Annotated in this window: 23 protein-coding genes; 10 read left to right on the top strand and 13 right to left on the bottom strand. The window is 69.5% G+C overall.

Annotation, left to right across the window (positions count from 1 at the left end; all coding sequences use genetic code 11):
- The first annotated feature begins 256 nt into the window (after positions 1-256).
- Genes AB0P18_RS10140 through AB0P18_RS10130 form a run of 3 tightly spaced genes read left to right on the top strand, consistent with a single transcriptional unit; the run spans position 257 to position 4,088 of the window.
- On the top strand, positions 257-1,318 hold the full coding sequence (locus AB0P18_RS10140; protein WP_363359909.1) for a homoserine dehydrogenase: 1,062 nt from the start codon (positions 257-259) through the stop codon (positions 1,316-1,318).
- Positions 1,315-2,721, top strand: coding sequence for an aldehyde dehydrogenase family protein (locus AB0P18_RS10135; protein ID WP_363359908.1), 1,407 nt, complete (start codon positions 1,315-1,317; stop codon positions 2,719-2,721). The genes AB0P18_RS10140 and AB0P18_RS10135 overlap by 4 nt, the downstream gene beginning before the upstream one ends.
- Positions 2,718-4,088, top strand: coding sequence for an aspartate ammonia-lyase (locus AB0P18_RS10130; RefSeq protein WP_363359907.1), 1,371 nt, complete (start codon positions 2,718-2,720; stop codon positions 4,086-4,088). The genes AB0P18_RS10135 and AB0P18_RS10130 overlap by 4 nt, the downstream gene beginning before the upstream one ends.
- A gap of 2 nt (positions 4,089-4,090) precedes the next feature.
- Here the strand turns inward: AB0P18_RS10130 and AB0P18_RS10125 are convergent, their stop codons facing one another.
- Positions 4,091-4,534, bottom strand: a complete 444-nt coding sequence (locus AB0P18_RS10125; RefSeq protein ID WP_363359906.1) for an Lrp/AsnC family transcriptional regulator — start codon at positions 4,532-4,534, stop codon at positions 4,091-4,093.
- 90 nt (positions 4,535-4,624) lie between these two features.
- Here AB0P18_RS10125 and AB0P18_RS10120 point away from each other — a divergent pair, with 90 nt between their 5' ends.
- Positions 4,625-5,827, top strand: a complete 1,203-nt coding sequence (locus AB0P18_RS10120; RefSeq protein WP_363359905.1) for an aminotransferase class V-fold PLP-dependent enzyme — start codon at positions 4,625-4,627, stop codon at positions 5,825-5,827.
- Between the two features lie 125 nt (positions 5,828-5,952).
- Here AB0P18_RS10120 and AB0P18_RS10115 read toward each other — a convergent pair whose 3' ends face one another.
- Entirely contained in the window at positions 5,953-6,963 is a 1,011-nt protein-coding gene (locus AB0P18_RS10115; protein WP_344052002.1) for a glycerophosphodiester phosphodiesterase family protein, read from the bottom strand.
- Between the two features lie 126 nt (positions 6,964-7,089).
- On the opposite strand from AB0P18_RS10115, the gene AB0P18_RS10110 reads away from it, so the two are divergent.
- Both AB0P18_RS10110 and ligD read left to right on the top strand, forming a co-directional pair.
- On the top strand, positions 7,090-8,016 hold the full coding sequence (locus AB0P18_RS10110; RefSeq protein ID WP_344052000.1) for a Bax inhibitor-1/YccA family protein: 927 nt from the start codon (positions 7,090-7,092) through the stop codon (positions 8,014-8,016).
- A 125-nt stretch (positions 8,017-8,141) separates the two neighbouring features.
- On the top strand, positions 8,142-9,344 hold the full coding sequence (gene ligD / locus AB0P18_RS10105) for a non-homologous end-joining DNA ligase (protein WP_363360020.1): 1,203 nt from the start codon (positions 8,142-8,144) through the stop codon (positions 9,342-9,344).
- Here ligD and AB0P18_RS10100 read toward each other — a convergent pair.
- The 10 genes from AB0P18_RS10100 to guaB form a co-directional block, all read right to left on the bottom strand.
- Complete coding sequence (locus AB0P18_RS10100) at positions 9,311-10,756, bottom strand: carotenoid oxygenase family protein (protein ID WP_363359904.1); 1,446 nt, start codon at positions 10,754-10,756, stop codon at positions 9,311-9,313. The two genes, ligD and AB0P18_RS10100, sit on opposite strands and share 34 nt — an antisense overlap.
- Positions 10,753-12,285 (bottom strand): phytoene desaturase family protein, encoded by a 1,533-nt coding sequence (gene crtI, locus AB0P18_RS10095; protein WP_344051996.1) that lies wholly within the window; start codon positions 12,283-12,285, stop codon positions 10,753-10,755. The genes AB0P18_RS10100 and crtI overlap by 4 nt, the downstream gene beginning before the upstream one ends.
- 80 nt (positions 12,286-12,365) lie before the next feature.
- On the bottom strand, positions 12,366-13,760 hold the full coding sequence (locus tag AB0P18_RS10090; RefSeq protein ID WP_363359902.1) for a glycosyltransferase: 1,395 nt from the start codon (positions 13,758-13,760) through the stop codon (positions 12,366-12,368).
- A gap of 186 nt (positions 13,761-13,946) precedes the next feature.
- A complete protein-coding gene (guaA, locus tag AB0P18_RS10085) occupies positions 13,947-15,530 on the bottom strand; it encodes a glutamine-hydrolyzing GMP synthase (protein ID WP_363359901.1) in 1,584 nt (527 codons plus the stop codon).
- Complete coding sequence (locus AB0P18_RS10080) at positions 15,527-16,057, bottom strand: DUF3817 domain-containing protein (protein WP_344051990.1); 531 nt, start codon at positions 16,055-16,057, stop codon at positions 15,527-15,529. The genes guaA and AB0P18_RS10080 overlap by 4 nt, the downstream gene beginning before the upstream one ends.
- Before the next feature lie 9 nt (positions 16,058-16,066).
- Positions 16,067-16,936, bottom strand: a complete 870-nt coding sequence (locus tag AB0P18_RS10075; protein ID WP_363359900.1) for an SURF1 family cytochrome oxidase biogenesis protein — start codon at positions 16,934-16,936, stop codon at positions 16,067-16,069.
- A complete protein-coding gene (locus AB0P18_RS10070; RefSeq protein WP_363360019.1) occupies positions 16,933-18,051 on the bottom strand; it encodes a GuaB3 family IMP dehydrogenase-related protein in 1,119 nt (372 codons plus the stop codon). The genes AB0P18_RS10075 and AB0P18_RS10070 overlap by 4 nt, the downstream gene beginning before the upstream one ends.
- Positions 18,052-18,105: 54 nt before the next feature.
- Entirely contained in the window at positions 18,106-18,384 is a 279-nt protein-coding gene (locus tag AB0P18_RS10065) for a DUF2277 domain-containing protein (RefSeq protein ID WP_344051980.1), read from the bottom strand.
- 38 nt (positions 18,385-18,422) lie between these two features.
- Positions 18,423-19,049 (bottom strand): TMEM175 family protein, encoded by a 627-nt coding sequence (locus tag AB0P18_RS10060; protein ID WP_363359899.1) that lies wholly within the window; start codon positions 19,047-19,049, stop codon positions 18,423-18,425.
- Between the two features lie 108 nt (positions 19,050-19,157).
- Positions 19,158-20,660: an IMP dehydrogenase gene (gene guaB / locus AB0P18_RS10055; protein ID WP_344051975.1), complete on the bottom strand. Its 1,503-nt coding sequence runs from the start codon at positions 20,658-20,660 to the stop codon at positions 19,158-19,160.
- Positions 20,661-20,996: 336 nt separating this feature from the next.
- Between guaB and AB0P18_RS10050 the strand changes: the two genes are divergently transcribed.
- From AB0P18_RS10050 to AB0P18_RS10035, 4 genes are all read left to right on the top strand, one after another.
- Positions 20,997-22,238, top strand: a complete 1,242-nt coding sequence (locus AB0P18_RS10050) for a branched-chain amino acid ABC transporter permease (RefSeq protein WP_344055790.1) — start codon at positions 20,997-20,999, stop codon at positions 22,236-22,238.
- Positions 22,239-22,243: 5 nt separating this feature from the next.
- A complete protein-coding gene (locus AB0P18_RS10045) occupies positions 22,244-23,221 on the top strand; it encodes a branched-chain amino acid ABC transporter permease (protein WP_363359898.1) in 978 nt (325 codons plus the stop codon).
- Between the two features lie 67 nt (positions 23,222-23,288).
- Positions 23,289-24,236 (top strand): ABC transporter ATP-binding protein, encoded by a 948-nt coding sequence (locus tag AB0P18_RS10040; protein WP_344055789.1) that lies wholly within the window; start codon positions 23,289-23,291, stop codon positions 24,234-24,236.
- A complete protein-coding gene (locus tag AB0P18_RS10035) occupies positions 24,233-25,003 on the top strand; it encodes an ABC transporter ATP-binding protein (RefSeq protein ID WP_363359897.1) in 771 nt (256 codons plus the stop codon). The genes AB0P18_RS10040 and AB0P18_RS10035 overlap by 4 nt, the downstream gene beginning before the upstream one ends.
- 274 nt (positions 25,004-25,277) lie before the next feature.
- On the opposite strand, the gene AB0P18_RS10030 is transcribed toward AB0P18_RS10035, so the two are convergent.
- Positions 25,278-26,552: an ABC transporter substrate-binding protein gene (locus tag AB0P18_RS10030; RefSeq protein ID WP_344051969.1), complete on the bottom strand. Its 1,275-nt coding sequence runs from the start codon at positions 26,550-26,552 to the stop codon at positions 25,278-25,280.
- Between the last annotated feature and the right edge of the window lie 175 nt (positions 26,553-26,727).

Genomic DNA, 26,727 nt, shown 5'->3' with positions numbered 1-26,727 from the left:
GGTGATGCACCGCTGACGTGTGGGATAAACACGGCAGTGTGTTCATTTAGCACGGTAAATGTTTCACGGACGTTACTCGCGACTCACGGCGACCACAAGTCGGAAAGCACGATCCTCCGGCCCCCACCCGGAAACGGGCGATCTGCCTCTCCACCGACACATCGTCAGTGCGCGCCGACGATCCGGCAGGCGCGCACCGACACGGCCCGCCCGGATGCTGGAGCTCGACCGTCCCTTCCCCTTCCGAGGAGTCCTCATGAACCGACACGACATCGCCCTCATCGGCTTCGGCGGCGTGGCCCGCGCGCTGGCCGAGACCATCCGCGACCGCGGCGAGGAGCTGACGCGCGAGCTCGGCTTCGAGCTGCGCGTGGTCGCGATCACCGACCTGCGCCTGGGCTCGCTCATGGTCGCGGACGGGATCGACCTCGACGCGGTCCTGCGGATGCCCGCGGGCGAGACGTTCGCCGGAAAGCACGGCGGCACCGCCGCACCGCAGAACGACTACGTGATCCGCAACACCACCGCCGACATCGTGGTCGAGGCGACCTTCACCAACCCGATCGACGGCGAACCGGCCGTCTCGCACGTGCGCGCCGCACTGGAGTCGGGGAAGTCCGTCACGACGACGAACAAGGGGCCGGTGGCCCTCGCGGGGACCGAACTGAATCGCATCGCCGCCGAGAACGGCGTGACTTTCGCGTACGAGGGCGCCGTCGTCAGCGGCACCCCGGTGCTGCGTCTGGCGGAGAAGACCCTCGCGGGACTGCAGATCAACGCCGTGCGCGGCATCCTCAACGGCACGAGCAACTACGTGCTGGGACAGATGGAGCTCGGAATGACGCTCGAGGACGCCGTCGCCGAAGCGCAGGCACTCGGCTACGCCGAAGCCGACCCCACTGCCGACATCGAGGGGTCCGACGTGCAGCTGAAGGTCGTGATCCTCGCGAACGAGCTGCTCGGAGCGAACCTCACGACCGCGGACGTTCAGCGCCGCGGGATCTCGGAGGTGACCGCCGCCGACATCGTCCAGGCAGCGGCGGAGGGCAAGCGCTGGAAGCTCGTGGGCTCGGCGTTCCGCAATGCGGCCGGCGGCGTGACCGCCGGGGTGGAGCCGGTTGCCCTGCCGGTCGGCGATCCCCTCGCAGGTGTCAGCGGGCCGACGAACGCGGTGTCCTTCGACACTGACATGCTCGGCACCGTCACGGTTTCCGGGCCCGGTGCGGGCCGGGTCGAGACCGCGTTCGCCCTGCTGTCGGACATCATCGCGATCAACGCCGCCCGCGCGGCCGACGAGGCCGTGGCGGTCGGACGATGAGCGCCCCGGCAATGGTGCGCATCCGGGCGACCGAGGACGTGATCGTGCGCAACCCGTACGACGGCAGCGAGATCGGTCGCGTCACCCAGAGTCACGCCGACCAGGCGGACGGCATCCTCGATCGCGCACGCATCGGTGAGCGCATCGCGCGCGTAATGTCGCGGTTCAGCCGCCACGACGTCCTCGAGCGCGCCGCCGGGCTCCTGCACGAGCGTGCGGACCTCGCTGCGGCACTCATCGTCCGTGAAGCGGGAAAGACGATCCGGCAGGCGCGCAAGGAGGTGCGGCGTGCGACGACCACTCTCTCCCTCTCGGCCGAGGCCGCGCGATCGCAGACCGGAGAGGTCATCCCCTTCGACGCGTTCGAGGGGTCCGAGAACCGTCGCGGATGGTTCACGCGGGAACCGCTCGGCATCGTCGTCGCGATCACCCCGTTCAATGACGCGCTGAACCTCGTGGCGCACAAGATCGGACCCGCGATCGCGGGTGGGAATGCCGTCATCCTCAAGCCGTCGCAGGAGACGCCTCTCACCGCGCACTTCCTCGTGGATCTGCTGATCGAAGCGGGGCTGCCGGACGAGATCGTCACCGTCGTGCACGGCGACCGGCACCTCGCCCAGGCCCTCGTCGCCGCGCGCGACGTGCGGCTGGTGTCATTCACCGGAGGCTTCGTGACCGGCGAGGCGATCGCCCGGTCGGCGGGCCTGAAGCGTCTGGCGATGGAGCTCGGCGGCAACGCGCCCGTCGTCGTGTTCGAGGACGCCGACATCGATGCGGCCGTGCAGGCCTGCGTGTCCGGCGCATTCTGGGCGGCGGGGCAGAACTGCGTCGGCGCGCAGCGCATCCTGGTGCAGCGGCGCGTGTACGACTCCTTTCGCGACGGCATGGTGGCCGGCACCGAGGCTCTGATCGCCGGCGACCCGACGGACGAGGCGACCGACGTCGGCCCGATGATCACGGAGAGATCGGCTCGCAACGCGGAACGTCGCGTCCAGGACGCCGTCGCCGCAGGCGGCCGCGTGCTGGTCGGACACCGCCGCGAGGGGTCCGTCTACTGGCCGACGGTGGTCGAGAACGTGTCGCTCTCGTGCGAGCTGTGGGCCGACGAGGCGTTTGCACCGGTGGTCGTGCTCACTCCGTTCGACACCGAGGACGAGGCGATCGCGCAGGCGAACGACGTGGAGTACGCCCTTCACGCAGCGACCTTCACGTCCGATCTCTCGCGCGCGCTGCGGGTCGCCGAGCAACTGGACGGCGGAGGCGTCATGATCAACGACTCCTCCGACTACCGCATCGACAGCATGCCGTTCGGCGGTTCCAAGTACGGCAGCATGGGCCGCGAGGGCGTGCGGTTCGCATTCGAGGAGATGACCCAGCCCAAGGTCATCTGCATCAACGCATGACCGTGCGCATCGAGCGGGACTCGCTCGGCGAGCGCGAGGTGCCCGCCGACGCATACTGGGGCATCCACACGCTGCGGGCGCGGGAGAACTTCCCGATCAGCGGGACGATGCTCTCGGCCCATCCCGCGCTCGTGAACGCCCTCGCCGCGGTGAAGGAAGCCGCGGCGCGGGCGAACGGCGACCTGGGCCTCCTCCCGCAGGCCCGCAGGGACGCGATCGTCACGGCCTGCCGTCGCATCCGCGCGGGCGAGCTGCACGAGCAGTTCTGCGTCGACGTCGTGCAGGGCGGAGCGGGCACGAGCAGCAACATGAACGCGAACGAAGTGATCGCCAACGCCGCGCTCGAAGCGCTCGGGACAGGGTTCGGCCGCTACGACATCGTGCACCCGATCGATGACGTCAACGGCAGCCAGTCCACGAACGACGTCTATCCGACGGCGATCCGGCTCGCGGTCGTGACGGGGCTGAGCGGCCTCGTCGACGAGCTCGCGAACCTGGCCGACGCGTTCGACGAACGCGGTGCGGCGCATCGCACGGTCCGCAAGATCGGGCGGACGCAGCTGCAGGATGCCGTCCCGATGACCGTCGGGGACGAACTGGGCGCATTCGCCGTCGCGATCCGCGAAGACGTCGCACGCCTGGGCGAAGCGGTGCCGCTGCTGCTGGAGTGCAGCCTCGGCGGGACGGCGATCGGCACGGGCGTCACCGCGCCGGCCGGATACCGCGAGGCCGTCCTCGCCCACCTGCGCGAGATCACCGGCCTGCCCGTCGTGCCTGCGCACCACCTGTTCGAGGCCTCGTGGGATGCGGGCGGCTTCCTCCACGCCTCCGGCGCGCTCCGGCGCACCGCTGTGAAGCTGTCGAAGATCTGCAACGACCTGCGGCTGCTCGCAAGCGGACCACAGGCGGGGTTCGGCGAACTCCGGCTCCCGCCGCGACAGGCCGGCTCCTCGATCATGCCGGGCAAGGTCAACCCGGTGATCCCTGAGGTCGTCAACCAGATCGCGTTCGCGGTGATGGGCGCTGACCTGACGGTCGCCGTCGCTGCCGAGGGCGGCCAGCTGCAGCTGAACGCGTTCGAGCCGATCATCGCGCACTCCCTGCTGCAGGCGCTGGCATGGCTCACGAACGGAGTACGGGTGCTGCGCGAGCTGTGCGTGGAGGGCATCACCGCCGACGAGCGGATCCTGGCCGACCGCGTCGCCGTTTCTGTCGGCACGGTCACCGCGCTCGTGCCCACGATCGGCTACGAAGCGGCCGCTGCCGCCGCGCATCGCGCCCTGCGCACGGGCACGCCGATCGCGGATGCCGTCGCCGCGGTCTCGGGAATGACCCGGGCCGAAGCGGCGGAGCTGCTCGTCGGATGAGATCAGGGACGGTCGATGGGCCGGGAGAGCGAGACGGAGGTCACCGTGTTCTCCACGTCCGGCAGCGCGGAGACGTGCTCCCAGATCTCCCCGACCCGGTCCATCGACTCCGCCACCACGGTCGCGAGCAGGTCGAACTCACCCGAGAGGATGTCGCAGCGCACCACTTCGGGGATGCGGGCGAGCTCGGCGACGACCCCGGCGCCGCGCATGCGATCCGCGCGATAGACGAGCATGATCGCCGTGACCCGCCGGGAGGGGCCGGAGCCGCGGCGCAGGGTGTAGCCCTCGATCACGCCGTCGCGCTCCATGCGCTCCATGCGCTGCTTCACCGCGTTGCGCGAGAGGTGGACCCGGTTCGCAAGGGTCACAAGGGACAGCCGGGCGTCGACGGAAAGCTCCGCAAGGATGCGCTGATCGATGTCATCCAAGTGCAGTCCGACCATGCGGGCTCCTCAGTACGTGCACGAATGACACTCGTGCGTGCTAATGTTGCACGCACAGCTTAGGTGATGAACGTCGGGAAAGGAAGAGCGATGGCCGAGCGCCCCGATCGATCGCAGCCGGGCACCCTGGGCGATCTGAGCCTGTCCGTGCACGGCGGAGTCGCCCTGGACAGCACACAGGCGCTGCGGACGCCGCTGGTGATGGCGAACTCCTACCAGCTGCCCGACGATCCGAGCGAGATCAGCTGGTCGGCCACCGCCCCCGGCCTGTACACCCGCAACACCGGTGTGAACCAGGCCGCCCTCGAGACCAAGCTCGCCGCTCTCGAGGGCAGCGAGGACGCGGTCGCTCTCGCGAGCGGCGTCGCCGCCCTGCACGCCGTGTTCTTCACCCACGTGCGCGTCGGCGACCACGTCGTGGTCAGCGACGTGGTCTACGAGGCGACCTGGCGCCTGTGGACCGAACTCCTCCCGCGGCGCTACGGCATCCAGGCGACCTTCGTCGACGTGACCGATCTGGACGCCGTCCGCGCAGCGATGCGTCCCGAGACGCGCCTCGTCTGCGTCGAGGCGATCGCGAACCCCACCACGAAGGTCGCCGACATCGCCGCTCTCGCGGGCATCGCCCATGACGCCGGCGCGATCCTGATGGTGGACTCGACCTTCACGCCCCCACCGCTGTACCGTCCGATCGCAGACGGTGCCGATCTGGTGGTTCACTCGCTGACGAAGTACATCAACGGCCACGGCGACGCGATGGGCGGCGCGGTGCTCGGTCGTCACGAGCTCATCCAGCCGATCAAGGCGGACGCGATGGTCGACGTCGGCGGGGTGATCTCCCCGTTCAACGCGTGGCAGATCCAGCGCGGATCGGTGACGCTGCCACTGCGCCTGCGCCAGCACCAGGCCTCGGCACAGGCGATCGCCGACCTCCTGGACGCCGACTCCCGGGTGACGTTCGTGCACTACCCGGGCCTTCCCTCCCACCCCGGACACGACCTCGCCACCCGCCAGTTCGGCGGACGCGGGTACGGCGGGATGATGGCGTTCGCCGTCGACGGCGACCCCGGGGCGCAGAACCGCTTCGTGGCACATCTGCGCCTGATCACTTCGGGATTCTCGCTCGGCCACGACGACTCCCTCATCGTGCACACGGGCGCCGAGGGTCCGCGTGTCGCGACCTACCCCGAGCCGTTCCGGCGTCTGGGGCATCTGCGCCTGTCGGTCGGCATCGAGGACACGGACGACCTCCTGTCCGACGTGTCAGCGGCTCTCGACGCGACGTTCGCCTGACGATCCGAACCGGACAGGCACGCGGAACTCCACAGAATCGGTCGCCGCGCACCGGAATCGCGCCCGATCCGCCCCTCCGCCGCCCAGATCTGTGGAGTTCTGCAGGCGCGGCCCCGCCACCCGACTCAGCGGCGGAAGAACTCCACTCCGAGATCGGCGTGATCCACGAAGACGCCGTCGACACCGGCGTCTCGGATCACGCCCCACTCCCGCTCGTAGTCGCCGAACGCGGCCGCACCTCCCCGCGTGCGGTTCTGGGCCACGAGGAATGCATTCTCCGGGCGGCATGTCCAGGTGAAGGCGCGCAGCCCGCGGGCGTGCGCGTCGGCGACGACGGATGAGGGCCCGGTCACCCGACCGAGCTTGTCGGGCGCGAGGATCATCCGCTTGTCGACGCTGATGCCGTCGACGACGCCGATCAGGGCGTCGAGTCCGGCCGGCGCCGCGGTGGCGCGATAAGTCGGGGCCGCGGACCCGAGCGCGGCGACGAGATCGTATGGACGGCCGGCGGCTTCGAGCAGATAGACGTACGACCCGCGGATGCCGCGCTCGCGCACCCGGGCGAGGACGGTCGACTCGAACGACTCGATCACGAGCGGATGCTCGCCGTTCGCCCATCCCGCCGCGGTGAGCTCCGACTCGACGAGCTCGGCGAGATCCCAGCCGATGCCCGAGAAGTACGTCGCGTGCTTGATTTCGAGGACGACGCCGATCTCCCGCCCGTGCTCCTGCGAGGCGTCGCGGACGAGATCCAGCACATCGCGCAACCGCAGCACACTCTGTTCGTCGTCGAAGCTCGCACTCGAGGGCCGGATCTTCGGCAGCCGCTCCCGGCACCGCAGCGTCGCGAGCTCGGCCCACGTGAAGTCCTCCGTGAACCAGCCGGTCAGCTCGGCACCGTCGATCGTCTTCGTCGTCCGGCGATCGGCGAACTCGGGCCGATCGGCGACGTCCGTGGTGCCCGAGATCTCGTTCTCGTGACGGACGACCAGGACGCCGTCCCTGCTGACGACGACATCGGGCTCCACGGCATCCACCCCCATCGCGAGGGCGAGGTCGTAGGAGGAACGGGAATGCTCCGGCCGGTACCCGGGCGCACCGCGATGGCCGATCACGAGCGGGTGGGCGCGGGGCACGTGAACAGGCTACCGGCGGCTCTCAAAGGGCTCTCACAGCAGGGCCCCGTGAGGGAATGCGGACCGTCCGATATCGTTATGTCACAGCACAGTGCTGTGAAACCCCGACTTTGGAGTGTGAGAGCTGTGGCCCTCAGAAACCCCGCATTCGACAATCCGGCCTTCCAGGACAAGAAGGCCGTGCAGACCTACCCCGGTGGCCGCCAGGCTCCGGGCTTGACGCCGCCCGCCGCGCCGACGCAGTACGCGACCGCGCAGGCCGCGGGAACGGATGCCGCGGCACAGGCGCAGCTGGAGGGCATGTACGCCGCTCCCCCGGCCGGCGCGATCGAGACCGACCGCATGTCCGTCGAGGACACCGTCTGGAAGACGGTCGGCCTCTTCGCGATCCTCGTGGTCGGCGCCGTCGCCGGATGGATCTGGACGATGGCGGGCGTGAGCGCGCAGAACCCCAGCCCCAACATGGCTCCGTGGCTCATCGGCATGCTCGGTGGGTTCGTCCTGTCGATGGTCGTGATCTTCGGGTCGCGCAAGAAGGTGCGCCCGGCGTTCATCTTCGCGTACGCGGCGTTCGAGGGTCTGTTCGTCGGCGGAATCTCCGCCTTCTTCGAATTCATCTGGCCCGGCATCGTGGTTCAGGCGACGCTCGCGACCCTCACCGTCGTCGGCGTCACCCTGGCTCTGTTCGCGAGCGGCAAGGTGCGCGCCTCCAAGCGCGCGACGAAGGTCTTCATGATCGCGATGATCGGATACCTCGTGTTCTCGCTCATCAACATCGGCCTCATGCTCTTCAACGTGCCGATCGCGGGCGGCGCGTTCGGCCTGCTGAGCCAGACGTTCATGGGCATTCCGCTGGGCCTGATCATCGGCATCTTCGTCGTCATCATGGCGGCCTACTCGCTCGTCCTCGACTTCGACCAGATCCAGCAGGGTGTCCGCAACGGCGCCCCCCGCCAGTACGCCTGGCTGGGCGCCTTCGGCATCATGGTCACCGTCGTGTGGCTGTACGTCGAGATCCTGCGCATCCTCGCGATCCTGCGCGGCAGCAACTAGTTCCGATCCTCGAAAGCCCGGTGCATCCTCGGATGCGCCGGGCTTTCCGCTTTCCGGCGTCAAGACCCTGTCCCGGGGTGCCCGCCGCCGCTAGCGTGGCGAAGGTGGCGGCACGCAAGGAGACCATGCTCGAGATCGACGGCACGCCCGTTCGGATCTCGAGCCCCGACAAGATCGTGTTCCCCGCGCCGGGCCTCACGAAGCTCGACGTCGTCCGCTACTTCCTCGCCGTCGCACCGGGAGCGCTGCGCGGAGCGGGAGGCCGGCCGATGGTGCTCAAGCGCTTCGTGAAGGGCATCGAGCAGGAGGCGTTCTTCCAGAAGCGCGTTCCCGAGAACCACCCGGACTTCATCGACACCGCGACGCTCCGCTACGCCCGCGGCACATCGGCGGAGGAGACCGTGATCCGAGACGCCGCCGGTCTCGCGTGGGTCGTCAACCTCGGCTGCCTCGACCTGAACCCGCACCCGGTGCGCGCCGAGGACCTCGACCACCCCGACGAGCTCCGGGTCGACCTCGACCCGATGCCCGGCGTCGACTGGGCGCAGATCGTCGACGTCGCGATGATCGCCCGCGACGTGCTCGAGGATATGGGACTCGTCGGCTGGCCGAAGACGAGCGGTTCCCGCGGCCTGCACATCCTCGTCCGCATCGCGCCGCGGTGGGACTTCCGCCAGGTGCGCCTCGCGGCCGAGACCCTCGCCCGCGAGATCGAGAACCGCGCGCCGGGACTCGCGACCGCGCGGTGGTGGAAGGAGGAGCGCGGCGAGAGCGTGTTCGTGGACTTCAACCAGAACGCGAAGGACCGCACCGTGGCGTCGGCCTATTCGATCCGCCCGCTGCCCGACGCCCGGGTCTCCACTCCCCTGCGCTGGGACGAGGTGGGCAGCCGCAGACCCGAGGAGTTCACCGCGCTCACGGTCCCGGCGCGCTTCGCCGAGATCGGCGACCCGCACGAGGGGATCGACGACGCGATCGGCTCCCTCGAGGGGCTCCTGGCCCTCGCCGACGAGCTGGGGCCGGCTGAGAAGCCGCCGCGTGCGGGCGACGGCGACGGCCGGCGGCAGTCCACGATGCCGCTCATCGAGATCGCGCGCACGAAGACCAAGCCCGAGGCGCTCGACGCCCTCCGGGAGTGGCGGGACCGGCATCCGGCCGCCGCCGCTCTGCTGCACCCCGCCGATGAACTCGTCGACGGCATGCGCGGGTCGAGTTCGCTCTGGTATCGGGTGCGCGTCAACCTGCAGCACGTGCCCGAGGGTGAGCGCCCCGCGCAGGAGGAGCTGATCGCCGACTACGACCCGTGGGCGGGACGCAGGTCGCCGTAGAACTGGCCGTGATAGCCGAGCAGGACCGGATGCGGGAGCTCGGCCCGTGCGATCTCGGTGAAGGTCGCGGCATCCAGCACGAGGAGGAACGACGTTCCGCGGGCGGCGTCCAGCACGACCGAGAGCACTACGCCGTCATCCTCGACCTCGCGTCCCGGACGCCCGACGAACACGCCCTCACCCGGATAGCACCCCTCCTCCGACCACGACGCCGTCGAGCGCTCGGCGACGTCGATCTTCACGAGCCGGTCGTAGAAGCCGCGCTCACCGCGCACACCGACGCCGTACACGTAGCGCAGCTCCGGGCTGGTGTTGCGTCGCGCATAGTCGATGCTCGGCAGCTCGATCCCGGTCGGCGAGATCACCTCGGCGTGCAGGCGACCGGTCGCGCCGCCCAGGGGCACCCGCAGCCGCCGCAGCGTCCCCGGCGGGATCTGCACATCGGGATCCTCGAGCCGGTGCAGGTAGAAGGACTGGATGACCGATGCGTCGTCGTACGCGACGAGGTCGACGACCACATCGTCGCCGTCGTCGTACGCGTTCACGTGGTGGAACGCGAAGAACGGATCGGCGGTCGCGGACTTCACGTGCTTACCGGTCGCCCGATCGAACACGTGGATGCGGGTCCCCCGGTTCGGCTTCCACCGGAAGTTCTCGATGTAGGGCTTCAGCCAGAGCAGCAGCGACACGGGGTTCACGACGAGAGGGAACTCCACGAGGATCACGTGCTTCTCGGACATCCCGAACGAGTGGATGTAGGACGGCTCCCCCACGGCCCGGCTCGCGAACGTCGCGCCCTCGAGCAGACCCGGGTCGGTCGTGTCGACGCGCCGGAAGACATACGTGCTCAGGGCTCCGTAGCGGGTGACCAGGTTGATCGCCTCGTGACGCTCCTCGTCGAGGTGCGGATGCACGGTCGTCATGCGACCGAAGTTTGAGCGGTCCCACCCGGTCACCCCGACGGTGCGCAGGGTCTCGGGATCGAACTCCACCTGGATCGGCGTCTCGGCGAGCGCGAGGTAGTGCTCGGCGACCCGGGCGATGTTGACCTTCGCGCTGTCGGTGGCCTGCGGGTCGAACACCGCCATCGCGCGGGCGAACAGCGAGCGGCAGGGGTCCGTGGCGAACTCGGGGAACGCGATGCGTCCCTCCTCGCGTGCGGCCCGGTACGACTCGGTCTCGAGGAACCTGTTGGCGTAGGAGACGCGACCGTCCGAGATCGTGAACCGGTGCAGCATCGCGAGCCCGTCGAACCAGTGCCGGTATCGGCGGTCGCCGACCTGGAAGGTACCGGGGCCGTTGCGCAGCAGAGACCCGGTGAGCCACGTCGGCAGCGCACCGGTCACCGGAACGTCGTCGAGGGCGACCTCGGGGCTCTCCCCGAAGCCGGCGGCGGCGTACGTCGCCGTCATCGCGCGGCCGCCGTCCGGACGGCCGGGCGCCGCGCGGTCGCGTCGCGGGCGACGAGATCGGCGGCGATCTTGCCCGACGCGAGCACGGCGGGGATGCCCGCCCCCGGGTGCGTCCCGGCTCCCACGAGATAGAGCCCCTGCACCCGCGGCGAGCGGTTGTGCGGCCGGAACCAGCCGGACTGGAAGAGCGTCGGCTGCAGGGAGAACGCCGCGCCGTGGGGGGTGTTCAGGACGTCGCGGAAGTGCTCGGGTCCGATCGCGTGCTCGACGACGAGGTGGTCTTTCAGTCCCGGCAGGTAGCGCTCGTCCAGCACCTGCACGACGATGTCGCGCACGTCCCGCGCCGTCTCGGGGCTGATGTGCTCGGCATCCCGCAACGGCGGCGCGGCGACGAGCACGTACATCGCCTCGCAGCCCTCGGGGGCGATCGAGCGGTCGGTGCGCGTCGGCAGGTGCACATAGAGGAACAGGTCGTCGGCGGCGAGCTGCTCCCTGCCGGCGGTGCGGCGGGGGCGGCGGAACACGCGGTCCAGGACGTGTCGCGAGTCCCCGCCGAGCAGGAGGTTGTGGTGCGCCAGCGGCGTCTCGGGCCAGGTCCGATCGGCGCCGAAATACAGGACGTGCAGCGACATGCTGGGGCGCGCGGCCTTGGCCCGTCGCGCGGCCAGGCCGCGGGACGGACCGAGCAGCGCCTCGTACGTGAAACCGGGATCCGCGTTCGAGACGACGATGTCGGCATCCCTCGTACTGCCGTCGGCGAGCCGGACACCCCGCACCCGTCCACCGTCGGTGAGGATCCGCTCCACCTCCGCACCGCACTCGATGCGGCCGCCCAGGCGCTCGAGGAGCCCGCCGAGCGCGTCGACGATCGCCGCCGTGCCGCCCACCGCGTAGTGCACGCCCCAGCGACGTTCGAACTCGACGATGAGCGCGTAGAGCGCGGGCGTGTGCGCGGGGTGACCGCCGATCAGCAACGGGTGGAAGGCGAGCGCGCGGCGCAGGAAGGGATCGCGGATGCAGGCGTCGACCAGACGCTGGACGCCGAGCGCCGCACGATGGCGCAGCAGGAAGGGCAGCATCCGCAGCATGACGTGCAGCTGCATCATCGGGCGCTCGGTGTAGGGGTAGAACGCGTCGAAGATGCGGCTGATCCGGCCGCTCAGCCGCGTGTAGCCCGCCGCGTCGGCCGGACTGCGGCGCGCGACCTCCTCCCGCATCCGCTCGGCGTCCGCGTGGAAGTCGAAGTGCGCGCCGTCCGCGTCGAAGGCTCGGTAGAACGGGTCCAGCGGCACGAGCCGGACGTGGTCCTCGAGCTTCTCCCCGGCGAGCGCGAACAGCTCCTCGAACATGAACGGGGCCGTCAGCACGGTGGGACCCCCGTCGAAGCGGAAGCCGTCCAGTTCGTACAGGTACGCCCGTCCGCCGATGCGTTCGCGCTTCTCGAGCACGGTCACCTCATGACCGGCGGCCGCCAGGCGGATGGCCGCGGCGAGACCGCCGAACCCGCTCCCGACGACGATGGCCCGCATGAGGTCACGATATCCGCTCCGCGCGGCAGCCTGGGCGGTTCGATCCCCCTGATTCCCCCGGGGTTTCCCCGATGTTCCGGTCACGTCCTCCGGGAGGGGCGCCCCAGGACGTCGTGCACCGCCTGCGCGAGCGAGGTCATCGCGTGCGCGGGGTCGACGGCGCGGGCGGCGACCACCGCTTCCGCGGAGAGCCGCGCACGTCGCTCCACGTCACCGAGCACCTCGACGAGTGCGCCGGCGAGGGCGTCGATGTCGGCATCCGGAACGAGCACGCCGCCGCCCGAGGCCAGCAGGTCGCGGGGCCCGTACCGCACGTCGTAGGCGACGACCGGGCACCCGTGCGCGAGCGCCTCGGCGATCGAGAGCCCCTGCCCCTCGAACGCCGACGTGGACAGGAACACGGATGCCGCATCCAGCTCCCGGCCCGGGTCCTCGGTCAGCCCGCGCAGTGCGACGTGCGCGTCGAGTCCGAGCTCGTCGATCAGCGCCTGCAGCGACGCATGCTCGGCGCCCTCGCCGAAGACGTCGAGGGTCGCGCCCGGAACCTCTGCCACGACGGCCGCGAACGCGCGGATCGCGTGGTCCACCCGCTTGCCGGGCGCGAGCCGGTTCAGCATCACGACGCGGCCGGGAGCCCGATCCGACAGCGGGGTGACGGATGCCGCGGAGGGGACGGCGTGCGGCACGACGACGTGCACCGGGGAGGCGCCGAACCGGTCCTGCACGTCTGCGCGCTGGGTCGTGGTCGGCCAGAGCACGGCGTCGAAGCGCTCGGCGAGACTGAACCAGCGCGACCACAGCGGGTTGGTCGGGGCGTCCGGAGTGAACGGGGGCTCGAGGTGGATCGTGTGGATCGCGTGCACGAGACGCAGCGCCGGATCATCCCAGCCCGCCAGGAGCTCGCCCAGTTGGCGGGACTCGCAGATGACGACGACCGGGCGGTCGGCATCCCCCGCGCGCAGCTGCGCGACGACGTAGGCGAGCCACGCCCGGTAGAGCGCCCCGAATCCCTCGAGGACCCCGGCGACGTGGCCGCGCTCGTCGTACGCGGCGACCGGTGCCGTGGTGACGTGCCAGTCGGGGTCGCCCGCGATGACCGGGAGACCGAGGACCGGACGGCCCTCCGTGTCCGTGACCGAGCGGTACTCGAGCGCCGGATCGGGCGCGCCGGGCTCGGCGGCCGCGCGGATCCAGGCGGCCGCGCCGCCATGGGGCGCCGCGGCCTCGTCGAACAGGTTGCGCATGCGGTCGGGGTGCAGCACGAGGTCGCGATCCGCGAACGCTGCACGGTGGCGGGCATGCTCCTCGGGCGTGCCGGGGTCCAGGGTCAGCAGCAGTGGACCACGGCCCTCATGGACACCGGCAGCGGCCATCTGGCGGGCCCGGGCGAGGGTCGCCAGGGTGTACCCGCCGTCACGATCGGGGATGAGACGGCTCGAGAGCACGAGGTATTCGGCATCCGGGAATTCGCTCACACCCCCATCCTGCCCCTCTCCCTCCCGCCGAGATGGTCCCTCTCCCCCCGAGATGGTGCCTCTTTCGCCGAGACGGTCCCTCTTTCGCCGAGATGGTGCCCACCACCTCGGCGGGAAACCCACCACCTCGGCGGGAAACCCACCACCTCGGCGCGGAACCGGGGAGCGGCGCGCGGTGCTACCGGGTCACTCCCACTCGATCGTCCCCGGCGGCTTCGAGGTCACATCGAGCACGACGCGATTGACCTCGCGGACCTCGTTCGTGATGCGGTTCGAGATCCGCGCGAGGACGTCGTAGGGCAGGCGGGTCCAGTCGGCGGTCATCGCGTCTTCGGACGACACCGGACGCAGCACGATCGGGTGACCGTACGTGCGGCCGTCGCCCTGCACGCCGACCGAGCGGACATCCGCGAGCAGAACGACCGGGCACTGCCAGATCTCGGCATCGAGCCCCGCGCGGGTCAGCTCTTCACGGGCGATCGCGTCGGCGTCACGCAGAATCTCGAGACGGTCAGCGGTGACCTCACCGACGATCCGGATGCCGAGGCCGGGCCCCGGAAACGGCTGGCGTCCGACGATCACTTCCGGTAGTCCCAGTTCGCGACCGATCGCGCGGACCTCATCCTTGAAGAGGGTCCGCAGCGGCTCGACGAGTTCGAACTGCAGGTCTTCCGGGAGTCCGCCGACGTTGTGGTGCGACTTGATGTTGGCCGTGCCCGTGCCCCCGCCGGATTCGACGACGTCGGGGTACAGCGTCCCCTGCACGAGGAAGCGGATCGGCTCGCCGTCCGCGGCGGCCTCGGCCACGAGCTCCTTCTCGGCCGCCTCGAACGAGCGGATGAACTCGCGGCCGATGATCTTGCGCTTCTGCTCGGGGTCGCTCACCCCCGCGAGTGCCGTCAGGAACTGCTCGCGCGCGTCGATCGTGACCAGGCGCACGCCGGTGGAGGCCACGTAGTCCTGCTCGACCTGCTCGCGCTCGTTCTTGCGCAGCAGCCCGTGGTCCACGAAGATGCAGACGAGCTGGTCGCCGACGGCCTCGTGCACGAGCGCCGCCGCGACCGCGGAGTCCACGCCGCCGGACAGCCCGCAGATCACGCGGCCCGTGCCGACCTGATCGCGGATGCGCGCCACCTGCTCGGCGATCACGTTCCCGCTGTTCCAGTCGGCGGCGAGGCCGGCCCCGCGGTGCAGGAAGTTCTCGATCACGCGCTGCCCGAAATCGCTGTGCTTGACCTCGGGGTGCCACTGCACGCCGTACATGCGCCGCTCGTCGCTCGCGAACGCGGCGACCCGCGTCGCCGAGGTCGAGGCCAGCACGTCGAAACCTTCGGGAGCCTGCGAGACCTGATCCCCGTGGCTCATCCACACGTTCTGCTCCGCAGGCTGCCCGGCCAGCAGCACGCCGCCGTCACCGGTGAGGGCGGCATCCGTCGCGCCGTATTCACGCAACCCGGTGTTCGCGACCTCGCCGCCGAGCGCCTGCGCCATGACCTGGAATCCGTAGCAGATGCCGAGCGTCGGCACACCGAGCTCGAACACGCCGGGGTCGAGGGTCGGCGCGCCCGGCTCGTACACCGACGACGGGCCACCGGAGAGGATGAGCGCGACGGGGTTCTTCGCGGCGATCTCGCCGGCGGTCGCGGTGTGCGGCACGATCTCGCTGTACACGCCCGCTTCGCGCACGCGCCGGGCGATCAGCTGCGCGTACTGCGCGCCGAAGTCGACGACGAGCGCCGGGCGCTGACTCGTCTCGGTTTTCTCGGTCACCGGGAACCTTCCGAAGCGGGGACGGTGGATGAATCGGATGCCGTCTCGGCGGCTTCCCGCTCGTCGAGGTAGCGGCGCACCTCGCGGGCGACGCGCGCCTCCATGAAGAACGACAGGAACGGGACGATGCCGCCGAGCGCCAGGACGATGAACCGCGGGAACGGCCAGCGCATGAGGCTCCAGATGCGGAAGCACGAGAACAGGTACACGACGTAGAACCAGCCGTGCGCGACGAGGATGAACTGCGAGACGTTGAAGCCGTCGCCCACCGAGGTCATCTCGCACGCGTTCGTCATCGGCAGGAACAGCGACCACCACTGGCAGTCCGCCCCCGCGATGACCGGTGCGAACCACACCGCTCCACCCGATCCGCCGACGAACAGCTCGACGTGCAGCGGGGTGTACTTCAGGATCATCTCGGTGACCAGCAGCAGCAGGCCGATACCGGTGATCGTGGAGCAGATCTCGTAGAACTTCAGCGCTCCGCGGATCGCCGGAAACGTGGCGAGTTTGGGAGCGCGCGGCATGGCTCCAGTCTACCCGCGGGCCTGCGCGTCCTCGGCCGCGGCCTGGGCGTCCTCGAGGTCCTCGACCTCTTTCTCCCACGCGTCCCGCGCGAGGCGGTACCAGAGGTAGAACGCGAAGCCGGCGAAGACCGCCCACTCGAGTGCGTAGAAGATGTTGAGCCAGTTCAGCGGCGCGTCCGCAGGTGCGGGTGAGGAGATCGCCTGCAGGCCGGCCAGAGGAACCTCCGCGGCGATGTACGCGCGGTAGACGTCGAGTCCCGCCACGTCGTGCCAGCGCGACAGCAGCGCCGCGGGCGACATGCGGGTGAGCTCGAGAGGGTCGCCGGCGCGCGAGGGCGGGACCGGCCCCTCGTCCGAGATCAGGCGCCCGGTGATCGCGAGCGGCGCGTCGTCGGACCCCGCCGCGCGGGCCTGCTCCTCGAGCTCCGCGGCCGCGGCGAGCGCCTCCTCCCGCGTGGGCACCCACCCGATCGCGACCGCGACCGACACCGGCTGGGCGGGCACCTCCTCGGCGATGCGGAACTGGCCCGTGACCCAGTAGCCCTCGGCGCCGTCGTTGAAGCGGGAGGAGACGACGATGAAGTCGCCGGGGATCCACGTGCCGGTCGCGGTGACGCGCTGGCCGACGAGCGGCTCGGGCACGTACTCCCCCGGCGCGGCGACATCGGCGAGCGGCTGCACGACCTCGGTCGCACCGGGAGGAATCGGGTTCGACTGCAGCGCGCGACCGAGCTGCCACTGGCCGAGCCACGCGAAGACGCCCGCGATCACGAGGCAGAGCGCGAGCACGCCGATCCACCGCGGGCGCAGCATGACTTCGCGCAGCGTCGGCGGGAAGACCTCGTCCGGCGGCACGACGTCCGCGTCGGGGGAACTCATCCCGTGCTGTACGGCGCGACCACGACGTCGACCCGCTGGAACTCCTTGAGATCGGAGTATCCCGTGGTGGCCATCGACTTCTTCAACGCCCCGATGAGGTTCGCGGTGCCGTCGGCGACCGGCGCGGGGCCGTACAGGATCGACTCGAGCGTCGTCACCTGGTCCACGCGCACGCGGTGCCCGCGCGGGAGCTTGGGGTGGTGCGCCTCCGGTCCCCAGTGGAACCCGCGACCCGGCGCATCGGTCGCGCGTGAGAGGGCGACGCCGAGCATGACGGCATCCGCCCCCATCGCCAGCGCCTTCACGATGTCGCCCGACGTGCCCACGCCGCCGTCGGCGATCACGTGCACGTAGCGCCCGCCGGACTCGTCGAGGTAGTCGCGGCGCGCCCCGGCGACGTCCGAGACGGCGGTGGCCATCGGGGCGTGGATGCCGAGCGTCGCGCGCGTCGTGGACGCGGCCCCGCCGCCGAAGCCGACGAGCACACCCGCGGCGCCGGTGCGCATGAGGTGAAGGGCCGCCGTATACGTCGAGGCGCCGCCGACGATCACCGGGACGTCGAGGTCGTAGATGAATTTCTTGAGGTTCAGCGGCTGGTCCACCGACGAGACGTGCTCGGCCGAGACCGTCGTGCCGCGGATGACGAACAGGTCGACGCCGGCCGCGACGACCGTCTCATAGAGCTCCTGCGTGCGCTGCGGCGTGAGCGCCCCGGCGACCGTCACCCCGGCCGCGCGGATCTCCGCCAGCCGATCGCGCACGAGCTCGGGCTTGATCGGCTCGGCGTACAGCTCCTGCATGCGGCGCGTCGCCGTCGCGTCGTCGAGCGAGGCGATCTCCTCGAGGTGCGGCTCGGGGTTCTCGTAGCGCGTCCACAGCCCTTCGAGGTCGAGGACGCCGAGCCCACCGAGCTGGCCGAGCATGATCGCCGTGGTCGGGCTCACGACGGAGTCCATCGGCGCGCCGAGCACCGGGATGTCGAACGGGAACGCGTCGATCGTCCACGCGGTGGACACGTCTTCCGGGTTGCGCGTGCGCCGGGACGGCACGACGGCGATGTCGTCGAACGTGTAGGCGCGACGCGCGCGCTTCGCGCGACCGATCTCGATCTCCATGCTCACGTCCTCAGCCTACCCGGGGCGCTCGCGAGGCCGCGGTGTCGAGGACGCTCAGGCGGCCGAGTACCGCCCGGACGCGATCGCGCGGGCGCGCGCCTTCGCCGCCTCCTCCTCGCGGTTCTTCGGCGGCGTGACGGCGACCAGGTCCTGAAGGAGGTGTCCTGTGATGTGGGCGATCTCCTGCACGGCGCGGTCGAAGGCCTCCTGGTTGGCCTTGGAGGGCTTGGTCGTCCCCGCGATCTTGCGGACGTACTGGAGGGCCGCCGCGTGGATCTCGTCGTTCGTCGCGGCCGGCTCGAAGTTGTGAAGCGTGTGGATGTTGCGGCACATGCGTGCCACGGTACGCCGGGCGCTGTGGCGGCGGAAGGTCAATCTCCCGAACGCGCCGCCCGCTTCTGCAGCGCCGCAGCCAGCGGCTGATTGATGACGAAGACGAGGAAGCCCCATGACCCGACGAACGGCGCGAGGACCACGGCGCCGGCGGCGCACCCCACCGCGACGGCACCCGCGATGGACTGGGTCGCCGCGTCGGGCCGCGCTTCGTCGGAGAGCAGGTGGCCACCGCGCGCCATCGCCCATCGGTAGGCGAGGAAGCCGAACAGCGTCGCGAAGAAGAAGTTGATCGGCAGCAGCATCCGCCCGGCGTAGAACTCCGAGAACTCGGCCACCAGGGTCGTGGTGAACGGGATGAGCACGATGAACAGCAGCCGGATGCTGTTCAGCCACATCAGGCCGCCGTCCACCCGCGCGATGTCGCGGAACTGCTGAAGGTGGATCATCCAGAGCAGGCTGAGCAGACCGAAGGAGATGACGAACGCGAGGAAGCTCTCGGACATGTCCGCCAGCGCCGACCACATCTCGGCATCCGAATCGATGCGTCCGAATGCGGTCGTGGTCAGATCCAGGACCAGGAGCGTCGCGGCGATTGCGAACACGCCGTCCGTATACGCCTCGACCCGGGTGGTCGAGAACACGCGCTGCTGGGGGACGGCCATCGCCCCAGGTTAGCGAGAGCGCGCAACGGCCGGCGATTCGGCCGAATCCGTGCGCGGTTGGCTCGATCCTGCGAGCTCTGACCGTCTACCGACTCGAGCGGATGCCGCTTACCGCTTGTAGTTCGGCGCCTCGACCACGATCTGCACGTCGTGCGGGTGGGACTCCTTGAGCCCGGCCGCGGTGATGCGGACGAACTTGCCCTTGGCCTTGAGCTCCTCGATCGTGCGCGCGCCGACGTAGAACATGGACTGCCGTAGGCCTCCGACGAGCTGGTACGCGACCGCCGAGACCGGGCCGCGGTACGCGACCTGGCCCTCGATGCCCTCGGGGATGAGCTTGTCGTCGCTCGGGACATCCGCCTGGAAGTAGCGGTCCTTCGAGTACGAGGTCTTCTTGCCGCGCGTCTGCAGCGCACCGAGCGAACCCATGCCGCGGTACAGCTTGAACTGCTTGCCGCCCTGGAACACGATCTCGCCCGGCGACTCGTCGGTTCCGGCGAGCAGCGAGCCGAGCATGACGGTATCGGCGCCCGCGACGAGAGCCTTGGCGATGTCGCCGGAGTACTGCAGTCCGCCGTCGGCGATCACCGGGATGCCGGCATCCCGCGCCGCCTGGAAGGCCTCCCAGATCGCGGTGACCTGCGGCACACCGACACCGGCGACGATGCGGGTCGTGCAGATCGAGCCCGGCCCGACACCGACCTTGACGGCATCCACGCCCGCGTCGATGAGCGCCTGCGCACCCTCGCGGGTCGCGACGTTGCCGCCGATCACGTCGATGTGGTCGAAGGACGCATCGGCCTTGAGGCGGCGGACCATGTCGATCACACCGGCCGACTGTCCGTTCGCGGTGTCGACCACGAGGACGTCGACGCCCACGTCGCGCAGGGCCTCGGCGCGCTCCCACGCGTCGCCGAAGAAGCCGATCGCCGCACCCACGCGGAGGCGCCCGTGCTCGTCCTTCGTGGCGAGCGGGTACTTCTCGCTCTTGTCGAAGTCCTTGATCGTGATGAGGCCGGCGAGCTTGCCCTCGTCGTCGATGAGCGGCAGCTTCTCGACGCGGTGCTGGGCGAACAGGGCGATGACCTCGTTCGCGCCGATGCCGACGCGGCCGGTGATCAGCCCGTCGCTCGTCATGACGTCGCGGACCTTCGTGGTCTGCCGCTCGAAGCCCGAGACGAAGCGCATGTCGCGGTTCGTGATGATGCCGAGCAGGCGCCCGTCGTCGTCCACGACCGGCAGGCCGGAGATGCGGTACTGGGCGCACAGGGCGTCGACCTCTTCGATCGACGCGTCGGGGGTCGTCGTGATCGGATCGGTGATCATCCCCGACTCGCTGCGCTTCACGCGATCGACCATCGACGCCTGCTCGGCGATCGAGGCGTTGCGATGCAGGATGCCGATCCCTCCCTCGCGGGCGATCGCGATGGCCATGCGGGCCTCGGTGACGGTGTCCATGGCCGCCGAGAGGAGCGGGGTGGCGACCGTGATCCGGCGCGTCACGCGCGAAGAGGTGTCCGCTTCGCTCGGGATGACGTCCGTGTGGCCCGGCAACAGAAGGACGTCATCGTACGTGAGCCCGACGAAGCCGAAGGGGTCGTGGTTCTGCATGGGTTCTCCTGCGCGCACCGCGCGTTGATCGGGGTGGACGACGACGGCCGGGGCGCGAGGCGCACCGTACTCGATTCTAAGCGCGGAGGCCGCCGATTCATTCCGGCCGCGCACCCGTCGGACACCGGCCGGTCACGGATCGGACACGTCTCGGATGTGTGCGGTAGGCGAAACAAGTCCGACACATTACGCTCGTACCGTCGTTGATCAGCGCTGCTTCGACCCGAACCCTCGGCGCGGCAGCGGACTGGAGGTTTTGTGAGTCCCACGGCTCTACGCGTTCGACGGGCCCAGCCCTGGCTGGTCGTCCTGATCGGCACTCTCCTCGCGGCGGCGATGGTGTTCCTGTCCACCCCCGGCGCGTTCGCCGCGGCCCCCGACACGCCAGGCGGCGACCAGGAGGCGACGGACTTCTACTTCGGCGGTGTGATCACGTTCGAGGACAAGCCGGTGCCCGATGTGACCGTGAAGGTCTCGGGCGGCGGCTTCGATGCGGAGACCGTGACGAACGCCGAAGGCCAGTGGCGCCTGTACGTGCCCGAGAAGGACACGTACACGCTCACGGTCGACGAGTCCACGCTGCCGGACGGTGTGATCGTGGACGGCGAATCCGCGTCGCAGGAGGTGGAGTTCGGCCTCACGGGCTCGAAGATCGTGAACCTCTTCCTCGGTGAGGGTGAGCGCGTCACGCAGTCCCTGTGGGACCAGCTCCTGGTGCGCGTGATCAACGGCCTGAACTTCGGCCTGCTCCTCGCCCTCGCGGCGATGGGCGCGTCGCTCATCTACGGCACGACGGGCCTGTCGAACTTCGCGCACGGCGAGATGGTGACCTGGGGCGCGCTCATGGCGCTCGTGCTCACCTCGTTCTGGGCGCTGCCGTTCTGGCTCGGCATCATCGTCGCGGTGGTCATGGGAGGTGTGCTCGGCCTGGCGCTCGACGCGGGCCTGTGGAGACCTCTGCGCCGAAGAGGGCTCGGGGTCGTGCAGCTGATGATCGTCAGCATCGGCCTCTCCCTCGCCCTGCGCTACACGTTCCAGTACTTCATCGGCGGATCCACGTACCAGCTGCCGGGAGCCAGCCCCACCCCGATCCAGTTCGGACCGATCTCGCTGTCATACATCGACCTGATCAGCATGGGCGTGAGCATCGTGGTGATCCTCGCGGTCGCGTACTTCCTGATCGGCACCCGCGTCGGCAAGGCGACCCGCGCGATCTCGGACAACCCGCAGCTGGCCTCGGCGTCCGGCATCAACGTCGACCGGGTCATCCGGATCGTGTGGATCCTCGCCGGTGTGCTGGCGGCCCTGTCCGGCATCCTGTGGGCGTACTTCCGCCCGGGTGTGCGGTGGGACATGGGAACGCAGATGCTGCTGCTGATCTTCGCGGCGATCACCCTCGGCGGCCTGGGCACCGCATTCGGTGCCCTCCTCGGCTCGCTCATCGTGGGCATGGTGGTCGAGGTCTCGACGCTGTGGATCCCGTCCGATCTCAAGTACGCCGGCGCGCTGGTCGTCTTGATCCTCATCCTGCTCGTCAGACCTCAGGGCTTGCTCGGTCGCAAAGAAAGATTGGGGTAGCGGCCATGGATTGGGGAGCGATTCTCTCGAACACGCTCGGGTACATCCTGAGCCCGGTCACGATCGCGTACGCGCTCGCGGCCACCGGCCTCGCGGTGCACTTCGGATACGCCGGACTGCTCAACTTCGGTATGGCCGGCTTCATGGCCCTGGGCGGCTATGGCTACGCGATCTCGGTCCTGAGCTTCGGCATCCCGTGGTGGCTCGGCATGATCATCGGTCTGCTCGCCGCAGCCGTGTTCGCGCTGATCCTGGGCATCCCGACCCTGCGACTGCGCGCGGACTATCTGGCCATCGTCACGATCGCCGCCGCCGAGATCGTGCGCCTGCTGTTCACGACGCAGGTGTTCGACAAGTGGACGAACTCCGCGGACGGCCTGGGCGGCTACCACGCGAGCTTCCGTGCGGCCAACCCGTTCCCGCCCGGGCAGTACGGCTTCGGGCCGTGGCAGTCCAACGAGACCGTGCTGTGGACGCGGGTGTTCGGGCTCGGAATGCTCGCGATCGCGATCCTGCTGGTCTGGTCGCTCATGCGCAGCCCGTGGGGCCGCGTGCTCAAGGGCATCCGTGAGGACGAGGACGCCGTCCGCTCGCTGGGCAAGAACGTCTTCGCGTACAAGATGCAGGCCCTCGTGGTCGGTGGTGTGATCGGCGCGATGGGCGGCATCGTCTACGTGCTGCCGTCGGCGGTCGTGCCCTCCAGCTACACGACGGCGCTGACGTTCTTCCTGTGGACGATCCTCCTGCTCGGCGGTGCCGCGACGGTCCTCGGACCGACGCTGGGTGCCGTGATCTTCTGGGTGGTCCTCGCTCTTCTGGGCAACCTGCTCCCCGAGCTCGCCGACGCCGGCATCCTGCCGATGTCGTCGATCCAGGCCGGCACGTTGCGCTACATCCTGGTCGGGGTCGCCCTGATGGTCCTCGTGATCTTCAGGCCGCAGGGAATCCTCGGCGACAAGAGGGAGATGACCTTTGTCAAGTAATCAGCCGGCGAGCGAACAGCCGGAGCGCGAATACGGCTCACCCGAGACCGTGCCCACCACGGCGAGCATCCGACGGCCCAAGACCGGCGGACTGGCCAAGGGCGAGAACGTCCCCGGCGTCGCCAAGACCGATCCGATCCTCGTGATCGACAACGTCACGCGCCGCTTCGGCGGCCTCACCGCGGTCAACGTCGAGCACCTCGAGGTCCCCCGCGGCGCGATCACCGCACTCATCGGACCCAACGGCGCGGGCAAGACGACGCTGTTCAACCTGCTGTGCGGCTTCGACAAGCCCAATAGCGGGACGTGGGCGTTCGACGGGACGACCCTGTCCGGCATCCCCGCGTTCAAAGTCGCCCGGATGGGTCAGGTGCGCACGTTCCAGCTGACCAAGGCGCTCTCGCTCCTCACGGTGCTCGAGAACATGAAGCTCGGCGCCACGAAGCAGCGCGGCGAGCGGTTCTGGACGAGCTTCATCCCGGCCTTCTGGAGATCGCAGGAGACCGAGAACGAGGCGAAGGCGCGCGAGCTGCTCAAGCGTTTCAAGCTCGACGCGAAGGAGAAGGACTTCGCCGCGTCGCTCTCGGGCGGTCAGCGCAAGCTCCTCGAGATGGCGCGTGCGCTCATGAGCGACCCGACCCTGGTGATGCTCGACGAGCCGATGGCCGGCGTCAACCCGGCCCTGACCGAATCGCTCCTGGACCACATCCTCGACCTCAAGGAACTCGGCATGACCGTGCTCTTCGTCGAGCACGACATGCACATGGTGCGGCACATCGCCGACTGGGTCGTCGTGATGGCCGAGGGCAAGGTCGTCGCCGAAGGTCCGCCGGACACCGTGATGCAGGACCAGGCCGTGATCGACGCCTACCTCGGCAGCCACCAGGACGTCGACCTCGGCGTCGTGACAGGCCGCGTCCAGGGCGATCTCGGCGAAGAAGGCCAGGAGCTGCTGGAGGAGATCCGCGAGGAGCGCCAGCACGAGATCGACGAAGCAGAGAAGGAGACGCGATGAGCCTGCCGCAGACCGCGCCGGCGAAGCCCGCGAAGTCCGACGAGATCGTCGTCGAGGCGACCGACCTGTTCGCCGGCTACCTGCCGGGGATCAACATCATCAACGGCGCGAACCTGGTCGCCCGCAAGGGCGAGCTCGTGGGCATCATCGGCCCGAACGGCGCCGGCAAGTCCACCCTGCTGAAGTCGATCTTCGGCCTGGTGAAGGTCCGCGGCGGCGACATCACCGTGAACGGCGAGTCGATCGTGGGCCTGAAGGCCGACAAGCTCGTGCAGCGGGGTGTCGCCTTCGTGCCACAGACGAACAACGTCTTCCCCTCGCTGTCGATCGAGGAGAACCTGCAGATGGGGCTCTACCAGAACCCCCGCATCTACAAGGATCGCCTCGAGTTCGTCACCGGGATCTTCGCCGAACTGGGCAAGCGCCTCAAGCAGCGCGCCGGCTCGCTCTCCGGCGGCGAGCGCCAGATGGTGGCGATGTCGCGGGCGCTCATGATGGACCCGTCCGTGCTGCTGCTGGACGAGCCGTCCGCAGGCCTGTCCCCCGTCCGCCAGGACGACGCGTTCATCCGCGTCTCGGACATCAACAAGGCGGGCGTGACCACGATCATGGTCGAGCAGAACGCCCGCCGCTGCCTGCAGATCTGCGACCGCGGGTACGTCCTCGACCAGGGCCGCGACGCGTACGAGGGCACCGGCCGCGAGCTCCTGAACGACCCGAAGGTCATCGGGCTGTATCTGGGCACGCTCGGCGCCGACGGCGTGTAGCTGTTTCGTCGTAGCGAAGCGGATGCCGGGTGACCGGCATCCGCTTCTCTTTTCGTGCTCGCCGAGATGGCCCCTCCTGCGCCGAGATGGCCCCTCCTGCGCCGAGATGGCCCCTCCTACGCCGAGATGGCCCCCACCATCTCGCGGGAGACCCCACCATCTCGGGAGAAGACCCACCATCTCGGCGGAAAACCCACCATCTCGGCGGAGCGGGCGGGGGACGCACGAAGGGCCCCGGGTTTCCCCGGGGCCCTTCTGCGCTCAGCTGATCAGATCAGTTGATGCGCGTGTACATGTTGTCGGCACCGTACTGGAAGATACCGATCGTGGCCTCGGTCGGGTCGCCCGCGTCGTCGAACGCGACGCCACCGGAGTAGCCGTCGTAGTCGGCCACGCCGCCACCGTTGATGATCTCGGCGCACGCGGCGAACGAGTCGCACTTCTCGCCGTCACCGGAACCACCGGAGACCTCCTGCAGCTTGCCCGCGATCGCCTCGGCGTCGGTCGAGCCGGCCGCGAGCGAAGCGAGGGAGAGCAGGATGACCGCGTCGTAGGACTCGGCCGCGTAGGAGTAGTCCTCCAGCTCGGCGTTGCCCTCGGCGACCCACGCGTCGTTCAGACGCTGCTGGAAGTCATCCTCCAGCTTGGGGCCGGGGAGCGTGCCCTTCGCGCCCTCGAGCGAAACGGCGACGTCCGTGCCGTAGTTCGACAGGTTTCCGTCGACCAGGTAGAACTCCGAGGCGGGGATGCCGGCGTTCACCAGCAGCGGCGCGATCGTCGTGAACTGGTCGAACGTGATGAGCACCACCGCGTCGGGGTTCGCCGCGGTGACGGTGGCCACCTGAGCATCGAACGAGCTGTCGCCGTCGTTGTACGACGCCTCAGCCACGACCGATCCGCCGGAGGACTCGAAGACCTCCTTGACGACGTTGTACAGGCCGGTGCCGTACGCGTCGTTCTGGTAGATGATGCCGATGTTCTTGTGTCCGTCCTCGGCGATCAGGTTTCCGAGGACCTCGCCCTGCAGCAGGTCGCTGGGAGCCGTGCGCCAGTACAGGCCGTTGTCGTCCCACGTGGTGAAGTCGGGCGACGTGTTGGCCGGCGAGAACGTGATGATGCCCTCGGACACGTTGCTGTCGAGGAACAGCTTGGTCACACCGGAGGATGCGGCACCGATCATGGCCGAGACGCCCTCGCTCTGCAGCTTGGGAACCGTCGTCTCGAACGCCTTGTTGTCGGCGTCACCCGAGTCGCCGAACGTGACGTCGACGGTCACGCCGGCCGCGGCCTCGTTGACCTCGTTCACGGCGAGCGTGACACCGGCCTCCTCGGGCGGGCCGAGGAAGGCGAGGCTGCCGGTCTGGGGCAGGACGGTGCCGATCTTGAGGGTGAGATCCTCAGCGGGGGCAGCCGAATCCGAAGGCTCGGCCGTGCCTCCACCGCCGGCGCACCCGGCGAGGACGAGGGCGCTGGCGCCGGCGATGGCGATACCGCCGATCACCGCCCGCACGCGCGAACGGGAGGCAGTGCCTCGGGAGAAGACGCTCATGTTGCTCCTTGCTGTGAATGAACGCGGTCCGGCTCGGGCGCCGGGCCAGTTCCCCTAAACCTAAACCGGAGCCGGTCTCGCCAATGTTGCCTTTCGTTAACGATATGTAACGCGACCCGATCGTTATGGTCCGCGGTTCCACGGTCGATGAGAGCGGATTCCACGTCTGCGGCCC

The organism is Microbacterium sp. NPDC064584 (assembly GCF_040687315.1).
In the GTDB taxonomy this organism is placed as follows: Bacteria; Actinomycetota; Actinomycetes; order Actinomycetales; family Microbacteriaceae; genus Microbacterium; species Microbacterium lacus.
Note: the sequence above shows the minus strand (reverse complement) of the source record. Positions and strands in the feature narration are given on the sequence as shown.

Coding starts and splice junctions, on each gene's coding strand:
- AB0P18_RS10060 (WP_363359899.1), bottom strand. CDS start 19,049: ATGGCCGTCCCCCAGCAGCGCGTGTTCTCGACCACCCGGGTCGAGGCG.
- AB0P18_RS10030 (WP_344051969.1), bottom strand. CDS start 26,552: ATGAGCGTCTTCTCCCGAGGCACTGCCTCCCGTTCGCGCGTGCGGGCG.
- AB0P18_RS10065 (WP_344051980.1), bottom strand. CDS start 18,384: ATGTGCCGCAACATCCACACGCTTCACAACTTCGAGCCGGCCGCGACG.
- AB0P18_RS10075 (WP_363359900.1), bottom strand. CDS start 16,936: ATGAGTTCCCCCGACGCGGACGTCGTGCCGCCGGACGAGGTCTTCCCG.
- AB0P18_RS10035 (WP_363359897.1), top strand. CDS start 24,233: ATGAGCCTGCCGCAGACCGCGCCGGCGAAGCCCGCGAAGTCCGACGAG.
- AB0P18_RS10140 (WP_363359909.1), top strand. CDS start 257: ATGAACCGACACGACATCGCCCTCATCGGCTTCGGCGGCGTGGCCCGC.
- AB0P18_RS10120 (WP_363359905.1), top strand. CDS start 4,625: ATGGCCGAGCGCCCCGATCGATCGCAGCCGGGCACCCTGGGCGATCTG.
- AB0P18_RS10045 (WP_363359898.1), top strand. CDS start 22,244: ATGGATTGGGGAGCGATTCTCTCGAACACGCTCGGGTACATCCTGAGC.
- crtI (WP_344051996.1), bottom strand. CDS start 12,285: ATGCGGGCCATCGTCGTCGGGAGCGGGTTCGGCGGTCTCGCCGCGGCC.
- AB0P18_RS10135 (WP_363359908.1), top strand. CDS start 1,315: ATGAGCGCCCCGGCAATGGTGCGCATCCGGGCGACCGAGGACGTGATC.
- guaB (WP_344051975.1), bottom strand. CDS start 20,660: ATGCAGAACCACGACCCCTTCGGCTTCGTCGGGCTCACGTACGATGAC.
- AB0P18_RS10070 (WP_363360019.1), bottom strand. CDS start 18,051: ATGGAGATCGAGATCGGTCGCGCGAAGCGCGCGCGTCGCGCCTACACG.
- AB0P18_RS10130 (WP_363359907.1), top strand. CDS start 2,718: ATGACCGTGCGCATCGAGCGGGACTCGCTCGGCGAGCGCGAGGTGCCC.
- AB0P18_RS10100 (WP_363359904.1), bottom strand. CDS start 10,756: ATGACGGCGACGTACGCCGCCGCCGGCTTCGGGGAGAGCCCCGAGGTC.
- ligD (WP_363360020.1), top strand. CDS start 8,142: ATGCTCGAGATCGACGGCACGCCCGTTCGGATCTCGAGCCCCGACAAG.
- AB0P18_RS10125 (WP_363359906.1), bottom strand. CDS start 4,534: ATGGTCGGACTGCACTTGGATGACATCGATCAGCGCATCCTTGCGGAG.
- AB0P18_RS10080 (WP_344051990.1), bottom strand. CDS start 16,057: ATGCCGCGCGCTCCCAAACTCGCCACGTTTCCGGCGATCCGCGGAGCG.
- AB0P18_RS10050 (WP_344055790.1), top strand. CDS start 20,997: ATGGTGTTCCTGTCCACCCCCGGCGCGTTCGCCGCGGCCCCCGACACG.